Annotated in this window: 2 protein-coding genes; both read right to left on the reverse strand. The window is 75.2% G+C overall.

The annotated features are described in order from the left end of the window. Nucleotides 1-7332 (reverse strand): type I polyketide synthase (locus HFV08_RS20700; protein WP_168541248.1); only part of this gene is annotated, 7332 nt, incomplete at its 3' end. Between the two features lie 32 nt (nucleotides 7333-7364). Further along, complete coding sequence (locus HFV08_RS20705; protein WP_312885761.1) at nucleotides 7365-22148, reverse strand: SDR family NAD(P)-dependent oxidoreductase; 14784 nt, start codon at nucleotides 22146-22148, stop codon at nucleotides 7365-7367. Nucleotides 22149-22171 lie beyond the last annotated feature (23 nt).

Here is a 22171-nt window from a genome sequence, read left to right on the forward strand (position 1 = left end):
GATACGCGACCGGACTTCCACCTCAGCCGCCCGCACGGAGACCATCGCGCCACCCTCAGGCAACGCCTCCATCAACCGACCACGAGCAGCCACCAACGCGCAGGCATCCTCCAGGGACAGCACACCCGCGACATGAGCCGCCGCCAACTCACCGATGGAATGACCCGCCAGGAAGTCCGCACGTACACCGAAGGACTCCACCAGACGGAACAACGCCACCTCGACGGCGAACAGCGCGGGCTGCGTCAGACCCGTACGGTCCAACTCCCCACCCTCAGCAGCGAACACACGCTCCCGGAAATCCGCACCGAAACCGGCGCACACCTCATCCAAAGCAGCCGCAAAGACCGGCTGCGCCGCGTACAACTCCCGCCCCATACCCAGGCGTTGCGCACCCTGACCCGAGAACAGGAAGGCGAGCTTGCCGCCGCGGGGGGAGGACTGGGTGAGGCCGGGGGCGCGGGTGCCCTCGGCGAGGGCGGCGAGGGCGGTGAGCAGGCCCTCGCGGTCGGCGGCGGTGACGGCGGCCCGGTGTTCGAGGGCGGGGCGGCCGGTCGTGAGGGAGAGCGCCACATCGGCCGGGCGGAGTGCGGGCCGGGCGCTGACGTGGGCGTGCAGTCGTGCCGCCTGGGCGCGCAGGGCGGACTCGCCCCGGCCGGAGAGCGGCCAGAGGTAGGGGCCCGCGGCGGAGTCCTCGGCCGTTTCCGCAGTCTCGGCGGGCTCCGGGGCGGCCTCCAGGACGACATGGGCGTTGGTGCCGCTGGCGCCGAAGGAGGAGACGCCGACGCGGCGCGGGCGGCCGGTCTCGGGCCAGGGGGTGGCCTCGGTGAGGAGGGCGACCGCGCCCTCGGACCAGTCGATGTGCGGGGAGGGCTCCTCGGCGTGCAGCGTCTTCGGCAGGATGCCGTGCCGCATGGCCTGCACCATCTTGATGACGCCCGCCACGCCCGCGGCGGCCTGGGCGTGGCCCATGTTCGACTTGATGGAGCCGAGCCACAGCGGCCGGTCGCCCTCGCGCTGCTGCCCGTAGGTGGCGAGCAGCGCCTGCGCCTCGATGGGGTCGCCCAGGGTGGTGCCGGTGCCGTGCGCCTCGACCGCGTCCACCTCGGCGGGGGTGAGCCGTGCGCCGGCCAGCGCCTGCTCGATGACGCGCTGCTGGGAGGGGCCGTTGGGGGCGGTGAGGCCGTTGGAGGCGCCGTCCTGGTTGACGGCGGAGCCGCGCATCACCGCGAGCACCCGGTGGCCGTTGCGCTCGGCGTCGGAGAGGCGCTCCAGGAGGAGGACGCCCGCGCCCTCGGCCCAGCCGGTGCCGTCCGCGGTGGCGGAGAAGGACTTGCAGCGCCCGTCGGAGGAGAGTCCGCGCTGGCGGCTGAACTCCACGAAGACATTCGGGGTGGCCATCACGGTGACGCCCCCGGCGAGGGCGAGGCTGCACTCCCCCGCGCGCAGCGCCTGCGCGGCGAGGTGCATGGCGACCAGCGAGGACGAGCAGGCGGTGTCGACGCTGACCGAGGGGCCTTCGAGTCCGAAGGCGTAGGAGAGGCGGCCGGAGATGACGCTGCCGGAGGTGCCGGTGAGCAGATAGCCCTCGGCGCTGTCGGCGGCCTGTTCCACGTGCGAGGCGTAGTCGTGGTACATCACGCCCGCGAAGACACCGGTCCTGCTGCCCTGGAGGCCGAGCGGGTCGAGACCGGCGCGCTCGAAGGCCTCCCAGGTGGTCTCCAGGAGGAGGCGCTGCTGCGGGTCCATGGTGACGGCCTCGCGCGGCGAGATCCCGAACAGCTCGGGGTCGAAGTCGGCGGCGTCGTAGAGGAATCCGCCGCTGCGGGTGTAGGAGCTGCCGGGGCGGTTGCCCTCCGGGTCGTAGAGGCCCTCCAGGTCCCAGCCGCGGTCCTCGGGGAAGCCGGAGACGGCGTCCCGGCCCTCGGCGACCAGCTGCCAGAGCTCCTCGGGGGTGCTGACCCCGCCGGGGTAGCGGCAGGCCATGGAGACGATCGCGATCGGTTCGTCGCTGCCGGTGGCGGTGGCCGCCGGGGCGGAGGCGGCGGGGCCCCCGGTGGCGAGGAGCGCGGTGAGCAGGTGGCGGGCGAGGGCGCCGGGGCTCGGGTGGTCGAAGACCAGGGTGGCCGGGAGCTTCAGGCCGGTCGCGGCGGCGAGGCGGTTGCGCAGCTCGACGGCGGTCAGCGAGTCGAAGCCGAGTTCCTTGAAGGCCTTGTCCGGCTCGATCGCCTCCGGCTCGTCGTGGCCGAGCACGGCGGCGACCAATCCCCGTACGAGGCCGAGGAGTTCGGCTTGCCGGGCCTCGGGTTCGAGGGTGGCGAGGCGGTCGGCGAGGGCGGATCCGGTGCCCTGGGCGCCGTTCTCCACGGCGCGGCGGGACGGCACCCGTACCAGGGAGCGGAAGAGGTGCGGCAGCACCCCGGAGGCGGCGCGGGCGCGCAGTACGGCCCTGTCGAGCGGGACCGTGACGAGCAGGGGCTCGCCGCGGTGGGAGTCGGCCGCGTCCAGGGCGGCGAGGCCCTGCTCGGGGCGGAGCGGGAGGTATCCGGCCCGTGCCGACCAGCCGAGTTCGGCGCTGTCGAGGTGTCCGGGCATGCCCTCGCTCTGCCACAGCCCGTAGGCGAGGGAGACGGCGGGCAGGCCCTCGGCGCGGCGGTGGTCGGCGAGCGCGTCGAGGAAGGAGTTGGCGGCGGCGTAGTTGCCCTGGCCGGGGTTGCCGAAGGCGCCCGCGGCGGAGGAGAACAACACGAAGGCGGTCAGGTCGAGGTCGCGGGTCAGCTCGTGCAGATGCCAGGCGGCGTCGGCCTTGGGCCGCAGCACCCGTGTCAGCTGCTCCTCGGTGAGGGTGGCCGTGGTGGCGTCGTCGAGGACCCCGGCGGCGTGCACGACGGCGCGCAGCGGGCGGTCGGCGGGCACGGTCGCGAGGAGCGAGGCGAGCTGTTCCCGGTCGGCGGCGTCGCAGGCGGCCACAGCGGCCCGGGCACCCGACTCGGCCAGTTCCGCGACGAGTTCGGCGGCGCCGGGGGTGTCGAGTCCGCGGCGCCCGGTGAGCAGCAGGTGCCGCACGCCGTGCCGGGTGACCAGGTGGCGGGCGAGGAGGGCGCCGAGCGCTCCCGTGCCGCCGGTGATCAGGACGGTGCCCTCGGGGTCCCACGCGGAGCCCTCGCCTCCCGGCGCGGTGCGCACCAGCCGGGGGGCGCGGAACTCCCCTTCGCGCAGGGCGAGTTCGGGTTCCTCGCTGAGCAGGGCCCGGTGGAGTACGGCGGCGGAGGCCTCGGTGCCGTCGGTGTCGAGGAGCTGGACGCGGTCCGGGTTCTCGGTCTGCGCCGAGTGGACGAGGCCGCGTACGGCCGCGAGCGCCAGGTCGGCGGGGCCCTCGCCGGGGGCGGTACGGACGGCGCCCCGGGTGAGCAGCACCAGGCGGGAGGCGGCGAGGCGCTCCTCGGCGAACCAGTCGCGCAGCAGGGCGAGCGTCCGGCGGGTGGCCGTGTGGGCAGCGAGGGCCGGGGAGTTGGCGCCGTCCTCGGGGGTGAGCTCCACCAGGACGTGCGCCGGGGCCGCTTCACCGGCGTCCAACGCGGCCCGCAGCGCGCCCAGTTCGCGCCGGTCGGGGTCCGGGGCGGCCTCGGTGCCGGGGGCTTGGGTGGTCCACTCGACGCGGTGCAGGCTCTCGGCGCCGGTGGTGCCGCGCAGTTGCTCCGCGGAGACCGGCAGCAGGCCGAGGGCGGCGACCTCGGCGAGGGGTGCGCCGGTGGAGTCGTAGAGGCTGACGGAGAGTTGGCCGTCGGCGGTGGGGGCGAGGCGTACCCGCAGGGAGGCGGCGCCGACCGCGCGCAGACCGACCCCGCTCCAGGCGAAGGGCAGCCGGACGCCGTCCGCCGCCGCCTCGTCGGCGCCGAGCAGGGCGGCGTGCAGGGCGGCGTCGAGCAGGGCCGGGTGCAGGCCGAACTCCTCGGCTTCCTCGCGCTGTTGCTCGGGCAGGGCGACCTCGGCCCAGGTCTCGCCGCCGAGCTGCCAGGCGGCCTTCAGGCCCTGGAAGACGGGGCCGTAGCCGTAGCCGGACTCGGTGGCGCGGGTGTAGAAGTCGCCGAGGGCGAGCGGCTCGGCTCCCGCGGGCGGCCAGACGGTGAGCGGCGCGGGGGCGGCGGCGGGCGGCTCGGGGGTGAGGAAGCCGACGGCGTGCCGGGTCCAGGGGGTGTCCGGCTGGTCGTCCTCGGCGGGCCGGGCGTAGATGCCGAGGCTGCGCCTGCCGTCCTCCTTGGGCTCCCCGACCACGAGCTGGATCTGCACCCCGCCCTGGGCGGGCAGCAGCAGGGGTGCTTCCAGGGTCAGTTCGGACAGCTGGGCGCAGCCCGCCTCGTCTCCGGCGCGCAGGGCGAGTTCGACGAAGGCGGTGCCCGGCAGCAGGACGGTGCCGCTGACGGCGTGGTCGGCGAGCCAGGGGTGGCTCTGCAGCGAGAGCCGCCCGGTGAGCAGGAACTCGTCGCCGTCGGCGACCCGTACGGTGGCGCCGAGCAGCGGGTGGTCGACCGCGCCCAGACCGGCGGCGGCGACATCGCCCGCGGCGGCGCCCACCGGGTCGGCCCAGTAGCGCTTGCGCTGGAAGGCGTAGGTGGGCAGTTCGGGGGCGGTGACCGCGTGGCCGGAGAAGACGGCGGACCAGTCGGGGGTACGGCCGCGCACCCAGGCCTCGGCGAGGGAGGCGAGGAAGCGGCGCGGGCCGCCCTCCTCGCGGCGCAGGGTGCCGAGGGCGACCGCGGGCAGGCCGCTGGCCTCGATGGTCTCCTGGACGCCGACGGTGAGCACGGGGTGCGCGCTGGCCTCCAGGAAGAAGCCGTGGCCGCGCTCCAGGAGGGCGCGGATGCCGTCCTCGAAGCGGACGGTGCCGCGCAGGTTGGTGTACCAGTACTCGGCGTCGAGTTCGGTGCCCTCGGCGGCCTTTCCGGTCACGGTGGACAGGAAGGGCACGGTGGCCTTGCGCGGGGTGATGCCTGCGAGGGCGCCGAGCACGGCCGTGCGGATGGACTCGACCTGGGGCCCGTGGGAGGCGTAGTCCACGTTGACCAGGCGGGCGCGGACGCCGTCCGCCTCGCAGGCGGCGCGGAGTTCGGCCAGGGCCTCGGGCTCGCCGGAGACCACGGTGGAGGAGGGGCCGTTGACCGCGGCCAGCGAGATGCGCGCGCCGAAGGCGGTGAGCCGGGCGCGTACCGCCTCGGCCGGTTCGGCGACGGACATCATGCCGCCCTTGCCCGCGAGCGCGAGCAGGGCCTTGGCGCGCAGCGCGGAGACCTTGGCGCCGTCCTCCAGGGAGAGGGCGCCGGCGACCACGGCCGCGGCGATCTCGCCCTGGGAGTGGCCGACGACCGCGTCGGGCTCGACCCCGCAGGCGCGCCACAGGGCGGCGAGGGAGACCATCACGGCCCACAGCACGGGCTGGACGACGTCGACCCGGTCGAAGCCGGGCGCGCCCTCGGCACCGCGCAGCACCTCGAGCAGGCGCCAGTCGGCGTAGGGGGCGAGCGCCTTGTCGCACTCGGCCATCCGGGCGGCGAACGCCGGTGAGCTGTCGAGGAGTTCGACGGCCATGCCCGGCCACTGGGAGCCCTGGCCGGGGAAGACGAAGGTGGTCTTGCCCTCGATGTCGGCGAGGCCCTCGACGAGGTGGGCGGCGCTCTGCCCGTCGGCGAGGCGCCGCAGGGTGTCGAGGTGCTCGCCGCTGGCCGCGCCGAGCGAGACCGCGCGGTACGGGAGCGGGGAGCGGGTGGTGGCGAGGCCGAGCCCGAGGGCGGCCGCCGTGGTCTCGGGGTGGGCGGTGCCATGGGCGTGGACGCGGGCGGCCTGGCCGCGGACGGCCTCGGTGCTGTGCCCGGCGAGCGGCCAGGCCACCGCGGTGTCCGCGGCGAAGGGCGGCAGCGCGGGCGCCTCGGGCGCGGGCCGCCGCTCGTCGGCCTCGGCGGCCTGTTCGAGGATGAGGTGGGCATTGGTGCCGCTGATGCCGAAGGCGGAGACGGCGGCGCGCCGGGGCCGGTCGAGGGCGGGCCAGTCCTGGTTGTCGGTGAGGAGTTCCACCGCGCCCGCGGACCAGTCGACGTGCGGGGTGGGCGCGTCGATGTGCAGGGTCTTGGGCAGCACGCCCTTGCGCAGGGCCATGGTCATCTTGATGACGCCCGCGATACCGGCCGCCGCCGCGGTGTGCCCGATGTTGGTCTTCAGGGAGCCGAGCCACAGCGGCTGCTCCGCCGGGCGCTCCTTGCCGTAGGTGGCGAGGACGGCCTGCGCCTCGATGGGGTCGCCGAGGGTGGTGCCGGTGCCGTGCGCCTCGACCACGTCGACGTCGCGGGGCCGCAGCCGCGCGTGCGCGAGGGCCTGGCGGATGACGCGCTGCTGGGAGGGGCCGTTGGGGGCGGCGAGGCCGTTGGAGGCGCCGTCCTGGTTGGTGGCCGAGCCGCGGACCACCGCGAGCACCCGGTGGCCGTTGCGGCGGGCGTCGGAGAGGCGTTCCAGGACGAGGACGCCGACGCCCTCGCCCCAGCCGGTGCCGTCCGCGCACTGGGCGAAGGCCTTGCAGCGGCCGTCCTCGGAGAGCCCGCGCTGGCGGCTGAACTCGACGAACAGTCCGGGGACGGACATCACGCTGACGCCGCCCGCGAGCGCCATCGAGCACTCGCCCGCGCGCAGCGCCTGGCAGGCCCAGTGCAGGGCGACCAGGGAGGAGGAGCAGGCCGTGTCGACGGTGACCGCCGGGCCCTCGAATCCGTAGTGGTAGGACAGCCGCCCGGAGACCACGCTGCCGGAGGTGCCGGTCAGGGAGTAGCCCTCGGCGCCCTGCTGGGTGTGGCCGCCGACGATGTAGGCCGGGGTCGCGGCGCCCACGTAGACGCCGGTCTGGCTGCCCTTGAGGGAGAGCGGGTCCAGGCCCGCGCGCTCCAGGGCCTCCCAGGAGGTCTCCATCAGGATCCGCTGCTGCGGGTCCATGGCGAGGGCCTCGCGCGGGGAGATCCCGAAGAGGCCGGGGTCGAAGTCGGTGGCGTCGTGGAGGAAGCCGCCGGAGCGGGTGTAGGCGGTGCCCGGGTTGTCCGGGTCCGGGTGGTAGAGCCGCTCCAGGTCCCAGCCGCGGTCGTCGGGGAAGCCGGAGATGGCGTCCCGGCCCTCGGAGACCAGCTCCCACAGGTCCTCGGGCGAGCGCACCCCGCCGGGGTAGCGGCAGGCCATGCCGACCAGGGCGATGGGCTCGCCGGTGCGGTTCTCGGCCTCGGTGAGGCGCTGCCGGGTGTCGTGCAGTTCGGCGGCAACCCGCTTGAGGGACTCGACAAGCTTGTCCTCGTTCGCCATGCGGCGCGTCCTTCCGTTTTCGGCTTGCCGGGTCAGGAGAGCCCGAGTTCGTTCTGGATGAAGTCGAGTACCTCGTCCGCGGAGGCGGATTCGAGCCGCTCGGCGGCGCCTGCCTCGCTCCCCGGTACGGGCTCCTCGGCGGGTGCGGCGGCCTTCCACCGCTGGAGCAGCTCCTCCAGGCGGGCGGTGACCTCCTGGTGCTCCCCGTCGGCGGGGTCGGCGCCGAGGACGGCGTTCTCGAACCGCTGGAGTTCGCCGAGGAGGTCGGCCGGGGTGTCCGGGGCGGCCGCCGGCACCAGTTCGCCGAGCAGATGACCGGCGAGGGTGACGGTGGTCGGATAGTCGAAGATGAGCGTCGGAGGCAGCCGCAGGCCGGTGGCCGCGCCGAGCCGGTTGCGGAACTCGACGGCGGTCAGCGAGTCGAAGCCCAGCTCCTTGAAGGTGCGGTCGGCGCCGATCGCGGCGGGCGCGCCGTGCCCGAGGACAGCGGCGACATCGGCGCGCACCAACTCCAGGAGCAGGTGCTCGCGTTCGCCCTCCGGCAGCGCCGCGAGCCGCTCGGCGAGCGGGATCTCGGTCGCGCCCGCGGCGGCGGCCGAGACCGTCCGCCGTACCGTCGTACGCACCAACCCCCGGAAGACACCGGGGAGTTCGCCGGTACGTCCGCGGGCCCTGAGGGCGGCGAGGTCGAGCGGTACGGGCGCGAGCAGCGCCTCGTCCCCGGCCACCGCGGCGTCGAAGAGCCGCAGGCCCTCCGCGTCGGACATCGGCAGGAAGCCGGAGCGGCCGAGCCGAGCGAGGTCGGCGGAGCCGAGCCCCGCGGTCATCTCGCTGGACTGGGCCCAGTGGCCCCAGGCGAGCGAGACGCCCGGCAGCCCCTGGGCGCGGCGGTGCGCGGCGAGGGCGTCCAGGAAGGTGTTGCCCGCCGCGTAGTTGGACTGCCCGGCGTTGCCGAGGACTCCGGCGGCCGAGGAGTAGAGGACGAAGGCGGTCAGGTCCAGGTCGCGGGTCAGCTCGTGCAGATGCCAGGCGGCGTCGGCCTTCGGGCGCAGGACGCGGGAGAGGCGTTCGGGGCTCTGGGCGGCGAGGATTCCGTCGTCGAGGACTCCTGCGGTGTGGACGACCGCACGCAGCGGGCGCGCCGCGTCGATCCCGTCGAGCAGCTTCGCCAACTGCCCGCGGTCGCCCGCGTCGCAGGCCACCACTTCGGCCTGCGCACCCAACTCGCACAGTTCCGCCACGAGTTCGGCCGCACCCGGCGCCTCAGGACCACGACGCGCCGCCAGCACCAGATGCCGCACACCGTGCTCGGCCACCAGGTGCCGGGCCACCAGCGCACCCAACGTGCCCGTACCACCGGTCACAAGCACCGTCCCCGACGGATCCCAGACCTGCGGAACCGTCAGCACGATCTTGCCCACATGCCGCGCCTGCGACATGAACCGGAACGCCTCACCCGCACGACGGATGTCCCACGACCGCACCGGCAGCGGCTTCAGCACCCCCGCCTCGAACAACCGCGCAAGCTCCGCCAGCATCTCCCCGATACGGTCCGGACCGGCCTCCATCAAATCGAAGGCCTGGTAGCGGACGCCCGGGTAGTCGCGGGCGACCTGCTCGGGCTCGCGGATGTCGGTCTTGCCCATCTCGACGAAGCGTCCGCCGCGCGGCAGCAACCGCATGGAGGCGTCCACCAGTTCACCGGCCAGGCAGTCCAGGACCACGTCCATGCCCGCGCCGCCGGTGGCGGTGCGGAAGCGCTCCTCGAAGGTGCTGGAGCGGGAGGATCCGTAGTGCGCGCCGCCGAAGCCCATCAGGTCGCGCAGGGTGTCCCACTTGCCCTCGCTGGCGGTGCCGAAGACCTCTGCGCCCAGGTGGCGGGCCAGCTGTACCGCGGCCATGCCGACGCCGCCCGCCGCCGCGTGGATCAACACGCGTTCCTCCGCGCCGAGTTCGGCGAGGTCGACCAGTGCGTAGTAGGCGGTGAGGAAGACCGCGGGTACCGAGGCGGCCTGCTCGAAGGACCAGCCGCCCGGCATCGGGGCGAGCATCCGGGCGTCGGCGACGGCGAGTTGGCCGAAGGAGTGCGGGATCATGCCCATCACCCGGTCGCCCACGGCGAGTCGGCTCACCCCGGGGCCGGTCTCGGTGACCACACCGGCGGCCTCGCTGCCGAGCACGATCTTGTCCGGGTACATGCCGAGCGCCATCAGGACATCGCGGAAGTTGAGTCCGGTGGCCCGTACCGAGACGCGGACCTCGCCCGCGGCGAGCGGCCGCAGGGCCTCCTCGTGCGGCACCAGGGACAGGCTCTCCAGGGTGCCGCCGCCGGTGGTGTCCAGGCGCCAACTCGGGGCGTCCGCGGGCGGGGTGAGGAGTTCGCCGCTGCCGCCGCGGGCCAGCCTCGGGGTGAGGAAGCGGCCCTCGCGGACCGCGATCTGGTCCTCCCCGGTGGCGACCGCCGCGAGCACGGACAGGTCCTCGGCGGTGTTCTCGGTGCTTTCGGCGGCGCCCGCCACGCTCAGGTCGGTGTCGACCAGGACGAAGCGGCCCGGGTTCTCGGTCTGCGCGCTGCGCACCAGACCCCAGAGCGCGGCGTGCGTCAAGTCGCCGACGTCCTCGCCGTGTCGGGCGGCGACGGCACCGTGGGTCAGGACGACGAGCTTGGTGCCTTCGAGGAGTTCCTCGGCGAGCCAGGCCTGGAGGACGGCGAGCAGGCGCGCGCTCTCGGAGTGGACCGCCTCGGCGGTGACGCCGTTCTGCGCGCGGGGCACCGGCAGCAGTACGGCCGCGGGGGCGCCGGCCTCGCCGCGGGCCGCCGCGAGGAGTTCCGCCACATCGGCGTAGACGGGCGAGCCGTCGGTGCGGTGCGCGGCGGGCAGCCGCTCGCCGAGTACCGCCCAGTCGCGCTCGGGCTCGTGGTCGGCCGTGACCTGCGTCCAGTCGAGGCGGAAGAGGCCCTCCTGCGCGGGAGCGGCCCCCAACTGCCCGGCGGGCACCGGCAGCAGGGTCAGCGAGTCGATCTCGGCGACCGGCAGTCCGGCGGTGTCGGTGAGCGTGACCGAGACACTGCCCTCGGCGGCGCCGCTCATCCGCACCCGCAGGGCGCTCGCGCCCTCGGCGTACAGGCTGACCCCGCTCCAGGCGAAGGGCAGCTTCACCTCCCCCGCGCCGGACTCGGCGAGGCCGAGCAGCACGGGGTGCAGGGCGGCGTCGAGCAGCGCGGGGTGCAGCCCGAACTCGGCCGCCTCCTCCTGCTGTTCGGGGGCGAGGGCCACCTCCGCGCAGAGCTCTTCGCCGTCCCGCCAGGCCGCCTTCAGGCCCTGGAAGGCGGGGCCGTAGCCGTAGCCGGAGTCGGCGAGCCGCTCGTAGAAGCCGTCCAGCGGGACCGCCTCGGCGCCCGCGGGCGGCCAGGCGGCGGGCTCGGCGGCCGGGGCCGGGGCCGGGGCCTGCGGGGCGAGGGTGCCGCTGGCGTGCCGGGTCCAGGTGCCCTGCCCGTTCTCGGGGCGGGCGTGGATCTCGACACTGCGGGTGTCGGCCTCCTCCCCCTCGGGCCCTGTGCCGACCACGACCTGGAGCTGTACGGCGCCCTGCGCGGGCAGCACCAGCGGTGCCTCCAGGGTGAGTTCGGCCAGGCGGCCGAGGCCGGCCTCCTCCCCCGCGCGCAGCGCGAGGCCGACGAAGGCGGTGCCCGGCAGGAGCACGCTGCCGCCGACCGCGTGGTCGACGAGCCAGGGCCGGGTCCCCGCCGAGACGCGGCCGGTGAGCACCAGGCCCTGGCCGTCCGCGAGGTGCACGGCGGCGCCGAGCAGCGGGTGCCCGGCGGCGGCCAGCCCCAGTCCGGCGGCGTCCGAGGCCCCGGCGACCGGCGCCAGCCAGTACCGCTCGTGCTGGAAGGCGTACGTCGGCAGGCTGACCCCGATGCTCTGCTCCGGCCCGTAGCGGGCGGACCAGTCGATGTCCACGCCGCGGGTCCAGGCCTGGGCGAGGGCGTCGAGGAAGGCCTCCGGCTCCGGGCGGTCCTTGCGCAGGACGGGCAGCAGCAGGGTCTCGGGGTCCGTCAGGGTCTCCTGCGCCATCGCGGTGAGCACACCGTCGGGGCCCAGCTCGACGAAGCGGGTCACGCCGCGGGAGGCGAGGAAGCCGATGCCATCGGCGAAGCGGACCGCGCGGCGCACATGCTCCACCCAGTACGCCGCGTCGAAGGCGGTGACCTGTTCACCCGTCAGATTCGAGACCACGGGCACCGAGGGCTCCTGGTACGTCAACTCCTCGGCCACCCGCCGGAACGCGTCCAGCATGGGTTCCATCAGCGGGGAGTGGAAGGCGTGCGAGACGCGCAGCCGCCGGGTCTTGCGGCCCGCCTCGGCGAGGCGTCCGGCGATCTCCTCGACCGCCGCCTCCTCACCGGAGAGGACCACGGACTCGGGGCCGTTGACCGCGGCCACGTCCACCCGGCCGGTGAACTCCGCGAGATGCACGCGTACTTCGTCCTCGGTGGCGCGCACCGAGACCATCGCGCCGCCCTCGGGCAGCGCCTCCATCAGCTGCCCGCGCGCGGCGACCAGACGGCAGGCGTCCGGCAGCGGGAGCACGCCCGCGACATGGGCGGCGGCCAGCTCACCGATGGAGTGCCCGGCCACGAAGTCGGGCCGTACGCCCAGGGATTCGACCAGGCGGAAGAGCGCGACCTCGATGGCGAAGAGGGCGGGCTGGGTGGTGCCGGTGCGGTCGAGTTCCTCCTGCCGGGCGGTGAAGATCCGCTCCCGCAGGTCCTCGCCGAAGGCGGCGCAGACCTCGTCGAAGGCGGCGGCGAACACCGGCTCGGCGGCGTACAGTTCGCGGCCCATCCCGGCACGCTGGGCGCCCTGGCCGGAGAAGAGGAAGGCCAGCCGCCCCTGGGTCGCGGGGAGTTGGCCCTGCCGCAGGCCCGGCGCCTCCTCACCGGCGGCGAGCGCGCGCAGCGCGGCGAGCTGGCCCGCCGGCGAGTCGGCGGTGACCACGGCGCGGTGCTCCAGGGCGGAGCGCCGGTGCACCAGCGCCGAGGCGGTGGCGGACAGACCGGGGCCCGTGTCCGCCCAGTCGGCGAGCCGCCCGGCCTGGCCGCGCAGGGCGCGCTCGCCGCGGGCGGAGAGCGGCCAGGCGACGAGCCCGGCCTCGGTTCCGGACCCGGTTCCGGCGGCGGGGGTCTCGGCGGCGGGGGCCGCCGGGGCCTCTTCGAGGACCACATGGGCGTTGGTGCCGCTGATGCCGAAGGAGGAGACGGCGGAGCGGCGCGGGCGGCCGGTCTCGGGCCAGTCGACGCCCTCGTCCAGGAGCCGCACGGCGCCGGACTCCCAGTCGACCTCGGGGGTGGGCACCTCGGCGTGCAGGGTGCGCGGGAGCTTCCCGTGCCGCATGGCCTGCACCATCTTGATGACCCCGGCGACACCGGCGGCGGCCTGGGCGTGGCCGATGTTCGACTTCAGCGAGCCGAGCCACAGCGGGGACTTCCCCGCGCGCTCCTTGCCGTAGGTGGCGAGCAGGGCCCCCGCCTCGATGGGGTCGCCGAGGGTGGTGCCGGTGCCGTGCGCCTCCACCGCGTCGACCTCGTCCGCGCCGAGGCGGGCGTTGGCGAGGGCCTGCCGGATGACGCGCTGCTGGGCCGGGCCGTTGGGCGCGGTGAGGCCGTTGGAGGCGCCGTCCTGGTTGGTGGCCGAGCCGCGCAGCACGGCGAGGACCTGGTGGCCGTTGCGGCGGGCGTCGGAGAGGCGTTCGAGCAGGACCAGGCCGACGCCCTCCGCCCAGCCGGTGCCGTCCGCGTCGGCGGCGAAGGACTTGCAGCGCCCGTCGGCGGCCATGCCCCGCTGGCGGCTGAACTCGACGAACACCCCGGGGGTCGCCATCACGGCGACGCCCCCGGCGAGCGCCATCTGGCACTCGCCCTGCCGCAGCGACTGCGCGGCCAGGTGCATGGCGACCAGCGAGGAGGAGCAGGCGGTGTCCACGGTGACCGCGGGGCCCTGGAGTCCGAAGGCGTAGGAGACGCGGCCGGAGACCACGCTGCCCTGGGTGCCGGTGAGGCCGTAGCCCTCCACCCGCTGGGCGTTCTCCTCCACCCGGAAGGCGTAGTCGTGGTGCATGGCGCCCGCGAAGACACCGGTGCGGCTGCCGCGTACGGCGTCCAGACCGAGCCCGGCGCGCTCGAAGAGCTCCCAGGAGGTCTCCAGGAGGAGCCGCTGCTGCGGGTCCATCGCCAGCGCCTCGCGCGGGGAGATCCCGAACAGCTCGGGGTCGAAGTCCCCGGCTTGGTACAGGAATCCGCCCTCGCGGGCATAGCTGGTGCCGAGCTTCTCGGGGTCCTGGTCGAAGAGGGTGTCCAGGTCCCAGCCGCGGTCGGTGGGGAAGCCGGAGACGGCGTCCCGGCCCTCGGCGACCAGCTCCCACAGGTCCTCGGGCGAGGCGACGCCGCCCGGGTAGCGGCAGGCCATGGCGACGATCGCGATCGGCTCGCCGGTGCCGCCCTGCACCGGGGTGTCCGGCAGCTCGGCGGGCGCCGCGGCCTCGGCGCCGAGGAGTTCGCCGCGCAGGAAGCGGGCGGCCGCGGTCAGCGTGGGGTGGTCGAAGATCAGGGTGGCGGGCAGCCGGATGCCGGTGGCGGCGCCGAGCTGGTTGCGCAGCTCGACCGCGGTGAGCGAGTCGAAGCCGAGCGCCTTGAAGGCCCGGTCCGCGCTGATCGCCGCGGGGTCGCCGTGGCCGAGCACGGCGGCCACCGACTCCCGTACCAGATCGGTGAGTTCGCGCTCCTGCTCGGCCTCGCCGAGGGCGGCGAGGCGCCGGACCAGGGCGGAGGACCCGTCCTCGGCGGCGCCCGTCTCGACGGTGCGCCGGGCCGGAACCCGCACCAGCCGGCGGAAGAGTCCGGGCAGCAGTCCGGAGGCGGCGCGCCCGCGCAGGGTCGCCATGTTCAGGCTGACCGGTACGAGGAGGGCCTCGCCGGGGGTGCGCAGGGCGGCGTCGAGGAGGGCGAGCCCGTGGTCGGAGGCGAGCGGCTGGATGCCGGCCCGGCTCATCCAGCCGAGGTCGCCGTCCTCCAGGTGGGCGAGGAGACCGCTGGCCTCCTGCCACAGGCCCCAGGCCAGCGAGGAGGCGGGCAGCCCCTCGGCGTGGCGGCGGTGGGCGAGCGCGTCCATGAAGGCGTTGGCGGCGGCGTAGTTGGACTGGCCGGGGTTGCCGAAGACGCCCGCGATGGAGGAGAAGAGCACGAAGGCGGTCAGGTCGAGGTCGCGGGTCAGCTCGTGCAGATGCCAGGCGGCGTCGGTCTTGGGCCGCAGCACCGCGTCGAGGCGCTGCGCGCTCAGCGCGCCGACCATGCCGTCGTCGAGCACGCCGGCCGCGTGGAAGACACCGGTGAGCGGGTGGGCCTCGGGGATCCGGTCGAGCAGCGCGGCCAGTTCCGCGCGGTCAGCGGCGTCGCAGGCGACCACCTCGGCCTCGGCGCCCAGGGCGGCGAGCGAGTCGGCCAGGGCGGCGGCGCCGGGCGCCCCGGGTCCGCGGCGGCCCGTCAACAGGAGCCTGCGGACGCCGTGTTCGGTGACCAGGTGGTGGGCGAGGAGGGCGCCGAGGGTGCCGGTGCCGCCGGTGATCAGGACGGTGCCCTCGGGGTTCCAGCGCGGGCGGGCGGCGGGCTGCCCGGCGCTGCGGGACAGCCGCGGCACCAGCAGCGCCTTGTCGCGCACCGCGAGCTGGGACTCGCCGGTGGCCAGCGCGGCGGGCAGATCGCCGCCGCTGCTGTCCCAGGGGTCGCGGTCGAGGAGGAGGAAGCGGTCCGGGTTCTCGGACTGGGCGGAGCGCAGCAGTCCCCACAGCGGCGCGTGCACCAGGTCGGTGACGTCCTCCCCGGCGCGTACGGCCATGGCCCCGCGGGTGACGACCGCCAGCCGGGACCCGGCGAACCGGTCCTCGGCCAGCCACTCCTGTACGAGGGCCAGCATCCCGGCGGTGGCCGCGCGGGCGCGCTCGGCGAGCAGGCCCGGGTCCGCGACCTCCTCGGGCTCGCGGGCGACCACCACGACGGGCGGCACGGCCATGCCCTCGTCCAGGGCGGCGGTGAGCGCGGCCAGGTCGGGGAAGGCGCTGCCGCCGATCTCGGCCCAGTCGGCGGGCGCGGTACCGCCCGCGGGCACCGGCGACCACTCGACGCGGTACAGGCCCTCGCGGGCGGCCCCGCCGGTGAACTGCTCGGCGGCGACCGGCCGCAGCACGAGCGAGTCGGCGGAGGCCACCGGGCGGCCCTCGGTGTCGGTCACCAGGAGGGAGACCGTGTCGGTGCCGAGCGAGGTCATCCGCAGCCGCAGCGCGGCGGCCCCGACGGCGTGCAGGGTCAGCCCGCTCCATACGAAGGGCAGCCGGACCCCGGCGTCCTCACCGCGTGCGGCGCGCAGCAGCTGCTCGGCGTGCAGCGCGGCGTCCAGAAGCGCGGGGTGCAGCCCGAACTCCCCTGCCTGCTCCCGCTGTTCGGGGGCGAGCGCCACCTCGGCGAAGATCTCCTCGCCGCTCCCCCAGGCCTTGTGCAGGCCCTGGAAGGCGGGCCCGTAGCCGTAACCGGCCTCGGCGGTACGGGCGTAGAAGTCGCCGAGGTCCAAGGCCTCGGCCCCGGCGGGCGGCCAGGCCTCCAGTGTCCGGGGACCGCTGGTACCGGCGGGCGCGAGGAAGCCCAGGGCGTGTCGCACCCAGCTCTCCTGCGCCTCCTCGTCCTCGGCCCGGGAGTGCACCGAGACCTGGCGGCGACCGGAGGCGTCGGCGGGACCGACACCGACCTGGAGCTGCACCCCGGAGTGCTCCGGCAGCAACAGCGGTGCCTCCAGGGTGAGTTCCTCCAGGTGCTCGCAGCCCGCCTCGTCCCCGGCGCGGACCACCAGCTCCACGAAGGCGGTGCCCGGCAGCAGCACGCTCCCCATGGCGCCGTGGTCGGCGAGCCAGGGGTGCGTCTTCAGGGAGACCCGGCCGGTCAGCAGGTACTGGTCGCCCTCGGCGAGGCGTACGGCGGCGCCGAGCAGCGGGTGCCCCGGCGCGCGGAGACCGGCGGATCCGACATCGGCCGCGGAGGTCTCGGCCATGTCCAGCCAGTAGCGCTCGCGCTGGAAGGGGTAGGTGGGCAGCACGGGCCCCAGATCACGCACCGGCTCCGGCAGCACCGCGGTCCAGTCGAGGGCCACACCACGGGTCCAGGCCTCCGCGAAGGAGGTCAACACCCGCCGCAGACCGCCCTCTTGACGCCGCAATGTCCCCTGCGCGAGCACCTCCACACCCACATCGTCAGAGGTCTCACTGATGCCGTACGTCAGCACCGGATGCGCACTCGACTCCACGAACACATCGAAACCGTCGGCGATCAGGGCACGTACGACCGGCTCGAAGCTCACCGGGCGACGGCAGTTCTCGAACCAGTACGAAGCATCCAACTCGGCACCCGACAGCACCTCGCCGTTGACCGTCGAGTAGAGCGGGACGGAGCCCTCGCGCGGCTGCACGAACGACAGCAGGTCCAGGATCCGCTCGCGCAGCGGGTCCACCTGGGCGCAGTGCGAGGCGACCGTCGAACCGATCACCTTCGCCCGGACACCCTCCGCCTCCAACTCCGCCACCAGCTCCTCCAGAGCGGCGACTTGACCCGCGACCGTCACCGAACGCGGACCATTGTTCCCCGCGATCGACAGCAACTCAGCCTCACCGTTGAAGCGAGCGATACGAGCCTCGACCTCAGCGGCAGGCAAGGAAACCGACGCCACCGCACCCTTGCCCACCAGCTCATCGGCGAACAACTGCGAACGCAGCACGACCACTTGAGCCGCATCCTCAAGGGACAGAGCACCGGAGACGGCAGCAGCGGCGATCTCACCCTGGGAGTGGCCGACAACGGCATCCGGGACGACCCCGACCGACTGCCACAGCGCGGCCAGCGACACCATCACCGTGAACAGCACCGGCTGAAGGATCTCGATGCGGTCGAGCGACGGGGCCTCGTCCGCACCCCGGACGACCGACTCCACCGACCAGTCCACGTACTCCTCGACAGCGCCCGCCACTTCGGCGAACCGGGCCGCGAACACCGGCGAGGAGTCCAGGAGTTCGACCGCCATCCCCGCCCACTGCGAACCCTGACCCGGGAAGACGAACACCGTCTTGTTGCGGGGGGCGGCGAGTCCGCGTACCGCCGGGCGGTCCAGGGCGGTGAGGAGTTCGGCGTGGGAGTCGCCGATCGCGGCGGCGCGGTACTCGAAGGCGGTGCGGGAGGTGGCGAGGGCGGAGGCCAGGGCGAGGGTGTCGGGCTGATCGGCGGCGAAGGCGGCGAGGCGGGCGGACTGCACGCGCAGGCCCTCCTCGCTGCGGGCGGAGAGCAGCCAGGCCAGCGGCCGGTCCTGCTCCGGAGCCGGGGCGGGGGCCGACTCGGCCTCCGCCGGGGCCTCTTCGAGGATCAGGTGGGCGTTGGTGCCGCTGATGCCGAAGGAGGAGACACCGGCCCGGCGGGGGCGCTCGCCGCGCGGCCAGGGCGCGGGCGCGTTCAGGAGCTCCACGGCGCCCGCGGACCAGTCGATGTGCGGGGAGGGTTCGGCGGCGTGCAGGGTCTGGGGCAGGGTCTCGTTCTGGAGGGCGAGGACCATCTTGATGACGCCGGCGACCCCGGCGGCCTGCTGGGTGTGGCCGATGTTCGACTTCAGCGAGCCGAGGCGCAGCGGAAGGCTCTCGCCGCGCAGGGTGCCGTAGGTGGCGAGCAGGGCGTGCGCCTCGATGGGGTCGCCCAGCTTCGTACCGGTGCCGTGCGCCTCGACCGCGTCGACGGAGTCGGCGGTGACGCCCGCGTTGGCCAGGGCCTGGCGGATGACGCGCTGCTGGGAGGGGCCGTTGGGGGCGGTGAGGCCGTTGGAGGCGCCGTCCTGGTTGGTGGCCGAGCCGCGGATCACGGCGAGGACCTGGTGGCCGTGGCGGCGGGCGTCGGAGAGCTTCTCCAGGAGCAGGACGCCCGCGCCCTCGGACCAGCCGGTGCCGTCGGCGGAGGCGGCGAAGGACTTGCAGCGGCCGTCGGCGGACAGGGCGCGCTGGCGGGTGAGTTCGACGAAGATGCCGGGGGTGGGCATGACGGTGACGCCGCCCGCGAGGGCGAGGGAGCACTCGCCCTGCCGCAGGGACTGGGCGGCCAGGTGCAGGGCCACCAGGGAGGCCGAGCAGGCGGTGTCGACGGTGACGGCGGGCCCGGTCAGGCCGAGGGTGTAGGCGATGCGGCCGGAGGCGACGCTCGGCGTGCTGCCGGTCATCAGATAGCCCTCGGTGGTCTCCGTGCCCTCGTGCAGGCGGGGCCCGTAGTCCTGGAAGGTGGCGCCGACGAAGACGCCGGTCTGGGTGCCGCGCAGGGCGGCCGGGTCGATCCCGGCGCGTTCGACGGCCTCCCAGGAGGTCTCCAGGAGGAGCCGCTGCTGCGGGTCCATGGAGGTGGCCTCGCGCGGGGAGATGCCGAAGAAGGCGGGGTCGAAGCGGGTGGCGCCGCCGAGGAAGCCGCCCTCGCGGACGTAGTGCTTGCCGGGCTGGGTGCCCTCGGGGTCGTAGAGGCCCTCCAGGTCCCAGCCGCGGTCGGTGGGGAAGGCGCCGATGACGTCGCGGCCCTCGGCGAGCACGCTCCACAGCTGCTCGGGAGTGTCCACGTCGCCGGGGAAGCGGCAGCTCATGGCGACGATGGCGATGGGCTCGTCGCCGGCCGACACGGTGGGCGCGAGGGCGGTCTCCTCGCCGCCGCCGAGGGCGAGTTCGCGCAGATACCCGGCGAGCGCCAGCGGGGTCGGGTAGTCGAAGAGCAGGCTGCTCGGCAGGGCGAGGCCGGTGGCGGCGGAGAGCCCGTCGCGCAGTTCGACGGCGGTCCAGGAGTCGAAGCTCAGCTCGTGGAAGGTGCTGCGCAGGTCGATCTCGTCGGTGGGGTCGAGCCGCAGCACGGTGGCGATGTGCTCGCGCAGCAGGCGGTGCAGGCTGCGGTCCTGCTCGGCGGCGGAGAGGGCCCCGAGCCGCTCGCGCAGGGCGGAGCCGGGCCGGTCCTCCTCGCTCGCCTCCGGGGCGGGGGCGGCGGCCCGGGGCGCGGCCGGGGCGGGACGGGCCGTGCCGGTGGTGTCGATCCAGTGGCCGCGGCGCTGGAAGGCGTAGGTGGGCAGGGCGATGTGGCCCGGCTCGGCGGGACCGTAGAGCGCGTCCGGGTCCAGGTCGACGCCGACGGTGTGCAGCCGGGCGAGCGCGGTGGTCAGGGCCTCGGTCTCGGGGGTGCGGGTGCCGCGCTGCACGGGAACGAAGGCCGATTCGGGGTCGGCGCACTCGCGGCCCATCGAGGACAGGGCGCCGTCGGGGCCGATCTCGACGTAGCGGGTGACCCCGGCGGCCTCCAGGGCGGCGATGCCCTCGGCGAAGCGGACGGCGCCCCTGACGTGGCGCACCCAGTAGTCGGCGGTGCCGATCTCCTCGTCCGCGACGGGCCGTCCCGTGAGGTTGGAGACGACCGGGAGGGTGGCGGGCCGGTAGGTCAGCTCCTCGGCGACGCTGCGGAACGCGTCGAGCATTCCGTCCATGTGCGCGGAGTGGAAGGCGTGGCTGACGCGCAGCCGCTTGGTCTTGCGGCCCTGGGCCGCGAAGTGGGCGGCGGCCTCGTCCACCGCGGCGGCGTCGCCGGAGACGACGACCGCGCGCGGCCCGTTGACCGCGGCGAGGTCCAGGCGTCCGCCGTGCTGGTCGAGGAGCGGGGCGAGTTCCTCCTCGGTGGCCTCCAGGGCGGCCATGGCGCCGCCCTCGGGGAGCGCGTCCATGAGCCTGCCGCGGGCCGCGACCAGGCGGGCGGCGTCGGCGAGGCTCAGCACCCCGGCGACATGGGCGGCGGCGAGTTCGCCGATGGAGTGCCCGACGAGGAAGTCGGGGCGGGCGCCGAGGTGTTCGAGGAGCCGGTACAGGGCGACCTCGAAGGCGAACAGGGCGGGCTGGGTGTACGCGGTGCGGTCGAGCAGCGCGGCCTCGGGGCTGTCCGCCGCGGCGAAGGCGATCTCGCGCAGCGGGCGGTCGAGCAGCGGGTCGAGTGCGGCGCAGACCTCGTCGAAGGCGCGGGCGAACTCCGGTTCCGCGGCGTGCAGTTCGCGGCCCATGCCGGGGCGCTGGCTGCCCTGGCCGGTGAAGAGGAAGGCGGTGGCCCCGGGCAGGGCGCGGCCCTGGACGAGCTGGGCGCTGCTGTTGCCGTCCGCGAGGGAGCCGAGCCCGGCGAGCAGCTCGGGCAGCTGGTGGCCGAGGACGACGGCGCGGTCCTTGTGCGCGGTACGGGTGGTGGCGAGCGCGCGGGCGAGGGCGGCCGGCGGGTGGCCGGGCTCGGCGGCGAGGTGCGCGGCGAGCCGGGCGGCCTGGGCGCGCAGGGCCTTGTCGCCGCGGCCGGAGACGGGGAAGAGGAGGGGGCGGGCCGGGACGGTGGCGGCCTTCGGCTCGGGGGCGGCGGCCGGGGCGGGGGCCTCGCCGAGGACGACATGGGCGTTGGCGCCGCCGAGGCCGAAGGAGCTGACCCCGGCGATCAGCGGCTGCTCGGGGGCGGGCCAGGGGCTCCTGCGGTCCTGGACGCGCAGGCCGAGGGCGGGCAGGTCGATGGCCGGGTTGGCGGCGCGGAAGTGCAGGCTCGGGGGCAGTTCGCGGTGGCGGATCGCGAGGGCGGCCTTGACCAGCCCGGCGATCCCGGCCGCGGCCTCCAGATGGCCGATATTGGTCTTCGCGGAGCCCACGGCGACCGGGGCCGGCGCGTCGCGTCCCTCGAAGGCGGCGCCGAGGGCGGCGGCCTCGACGGGGTCGCCGACCGGGGTGCCGGTGCCGTGCAGTTCGACGTACTGCACCTGGTCGGGGCTCTGGCCCGCGGCGGCCAGGGCGTGCCGTACGACCTCGGTCTGGGCCTCGGCGCTGGGGACGGTCAGTCCGTCGGTGGCGCCGTCGTGGTTGACGGCGCTGCCGAGGATCACGCAGTGCACGCGGTCGCCGTCGGCGAGGGCGGCGTCCAGCGGCTTGAGGACGACGACGCCGCCGCCCTCGCCGCGCACGAAGCCGTCGGCCCGCTCGTCGAAGGTGTGGCAGCGGCCGCTCGGGGAGAGCCCGCCGAAGCGGGCGGTGATCTCCGAACTCGCCGGGTCGATACGGAGGTTGACGCCTCCGGCGAGGGCGAGGTCGGCCTCGCCGGAGAGCAGGGCCTGGCAGGCGAGGTGGACGGCGACCAGGGAGGAGGACTGCGCGGTGTCCACGGTGAGGCTGGGGCCGCGCAGGCCGAGGGTGTAGGAAACGCGGTTGGCGATGACGCCGCGGTTGAGGCCGGTGAAGGTGTGCTGGGTGACGGCGGGGTCGCCGTGGCGCTTGACGAGGGCCGCGTAGTCGTCCCAGATGGCGCCGACGTAGACGCCGGTGGCGGAGTTCTTCAGGGCGCCGGGGAGGGTGCCCGCGTCCTCCAGGGCCTCCCAGACGAGTTCGAGGACGAGCCGCTGCTGGGGGTCCATGGCGGCGGCCTCGCGCGGGGAGATCCCGAAGAAGGCGGCGTCGAAGGCGTCGACGCGGTCCAGGAAGCCGCCGCGCGCGCCCGCGCCTCCGGCGCCCTCGGGCAGGGCCGCGCGGCGCGCCTCGGGCACCTCGGTGACGGCGTCGGTGCCCTCGCTGAGCAGCCGCCAGTAGGCGCCGGGGCCGTCCGCCTGGGGGAAGCGGCAGGCCATGCCGACGACGGCGACCGGTCCGGTGCTCCGGTCAGGTGTCCGCGCAGCCCGAGGCGCCTGCCGTGAATTCACCGGGTCAGCCACGATGTCCCCTTCGCCGTTACTCC

Source organism: Streptomyces physcomitrii, assembly GCF_012273655.1.
Classification (GTDB): domain Bacteria; phylum Actinomycetota; class Actinomycetes; order Streptomycetales; family Streptomycetaceae; genus Streptomyces; species Streptomyces physcomitrii.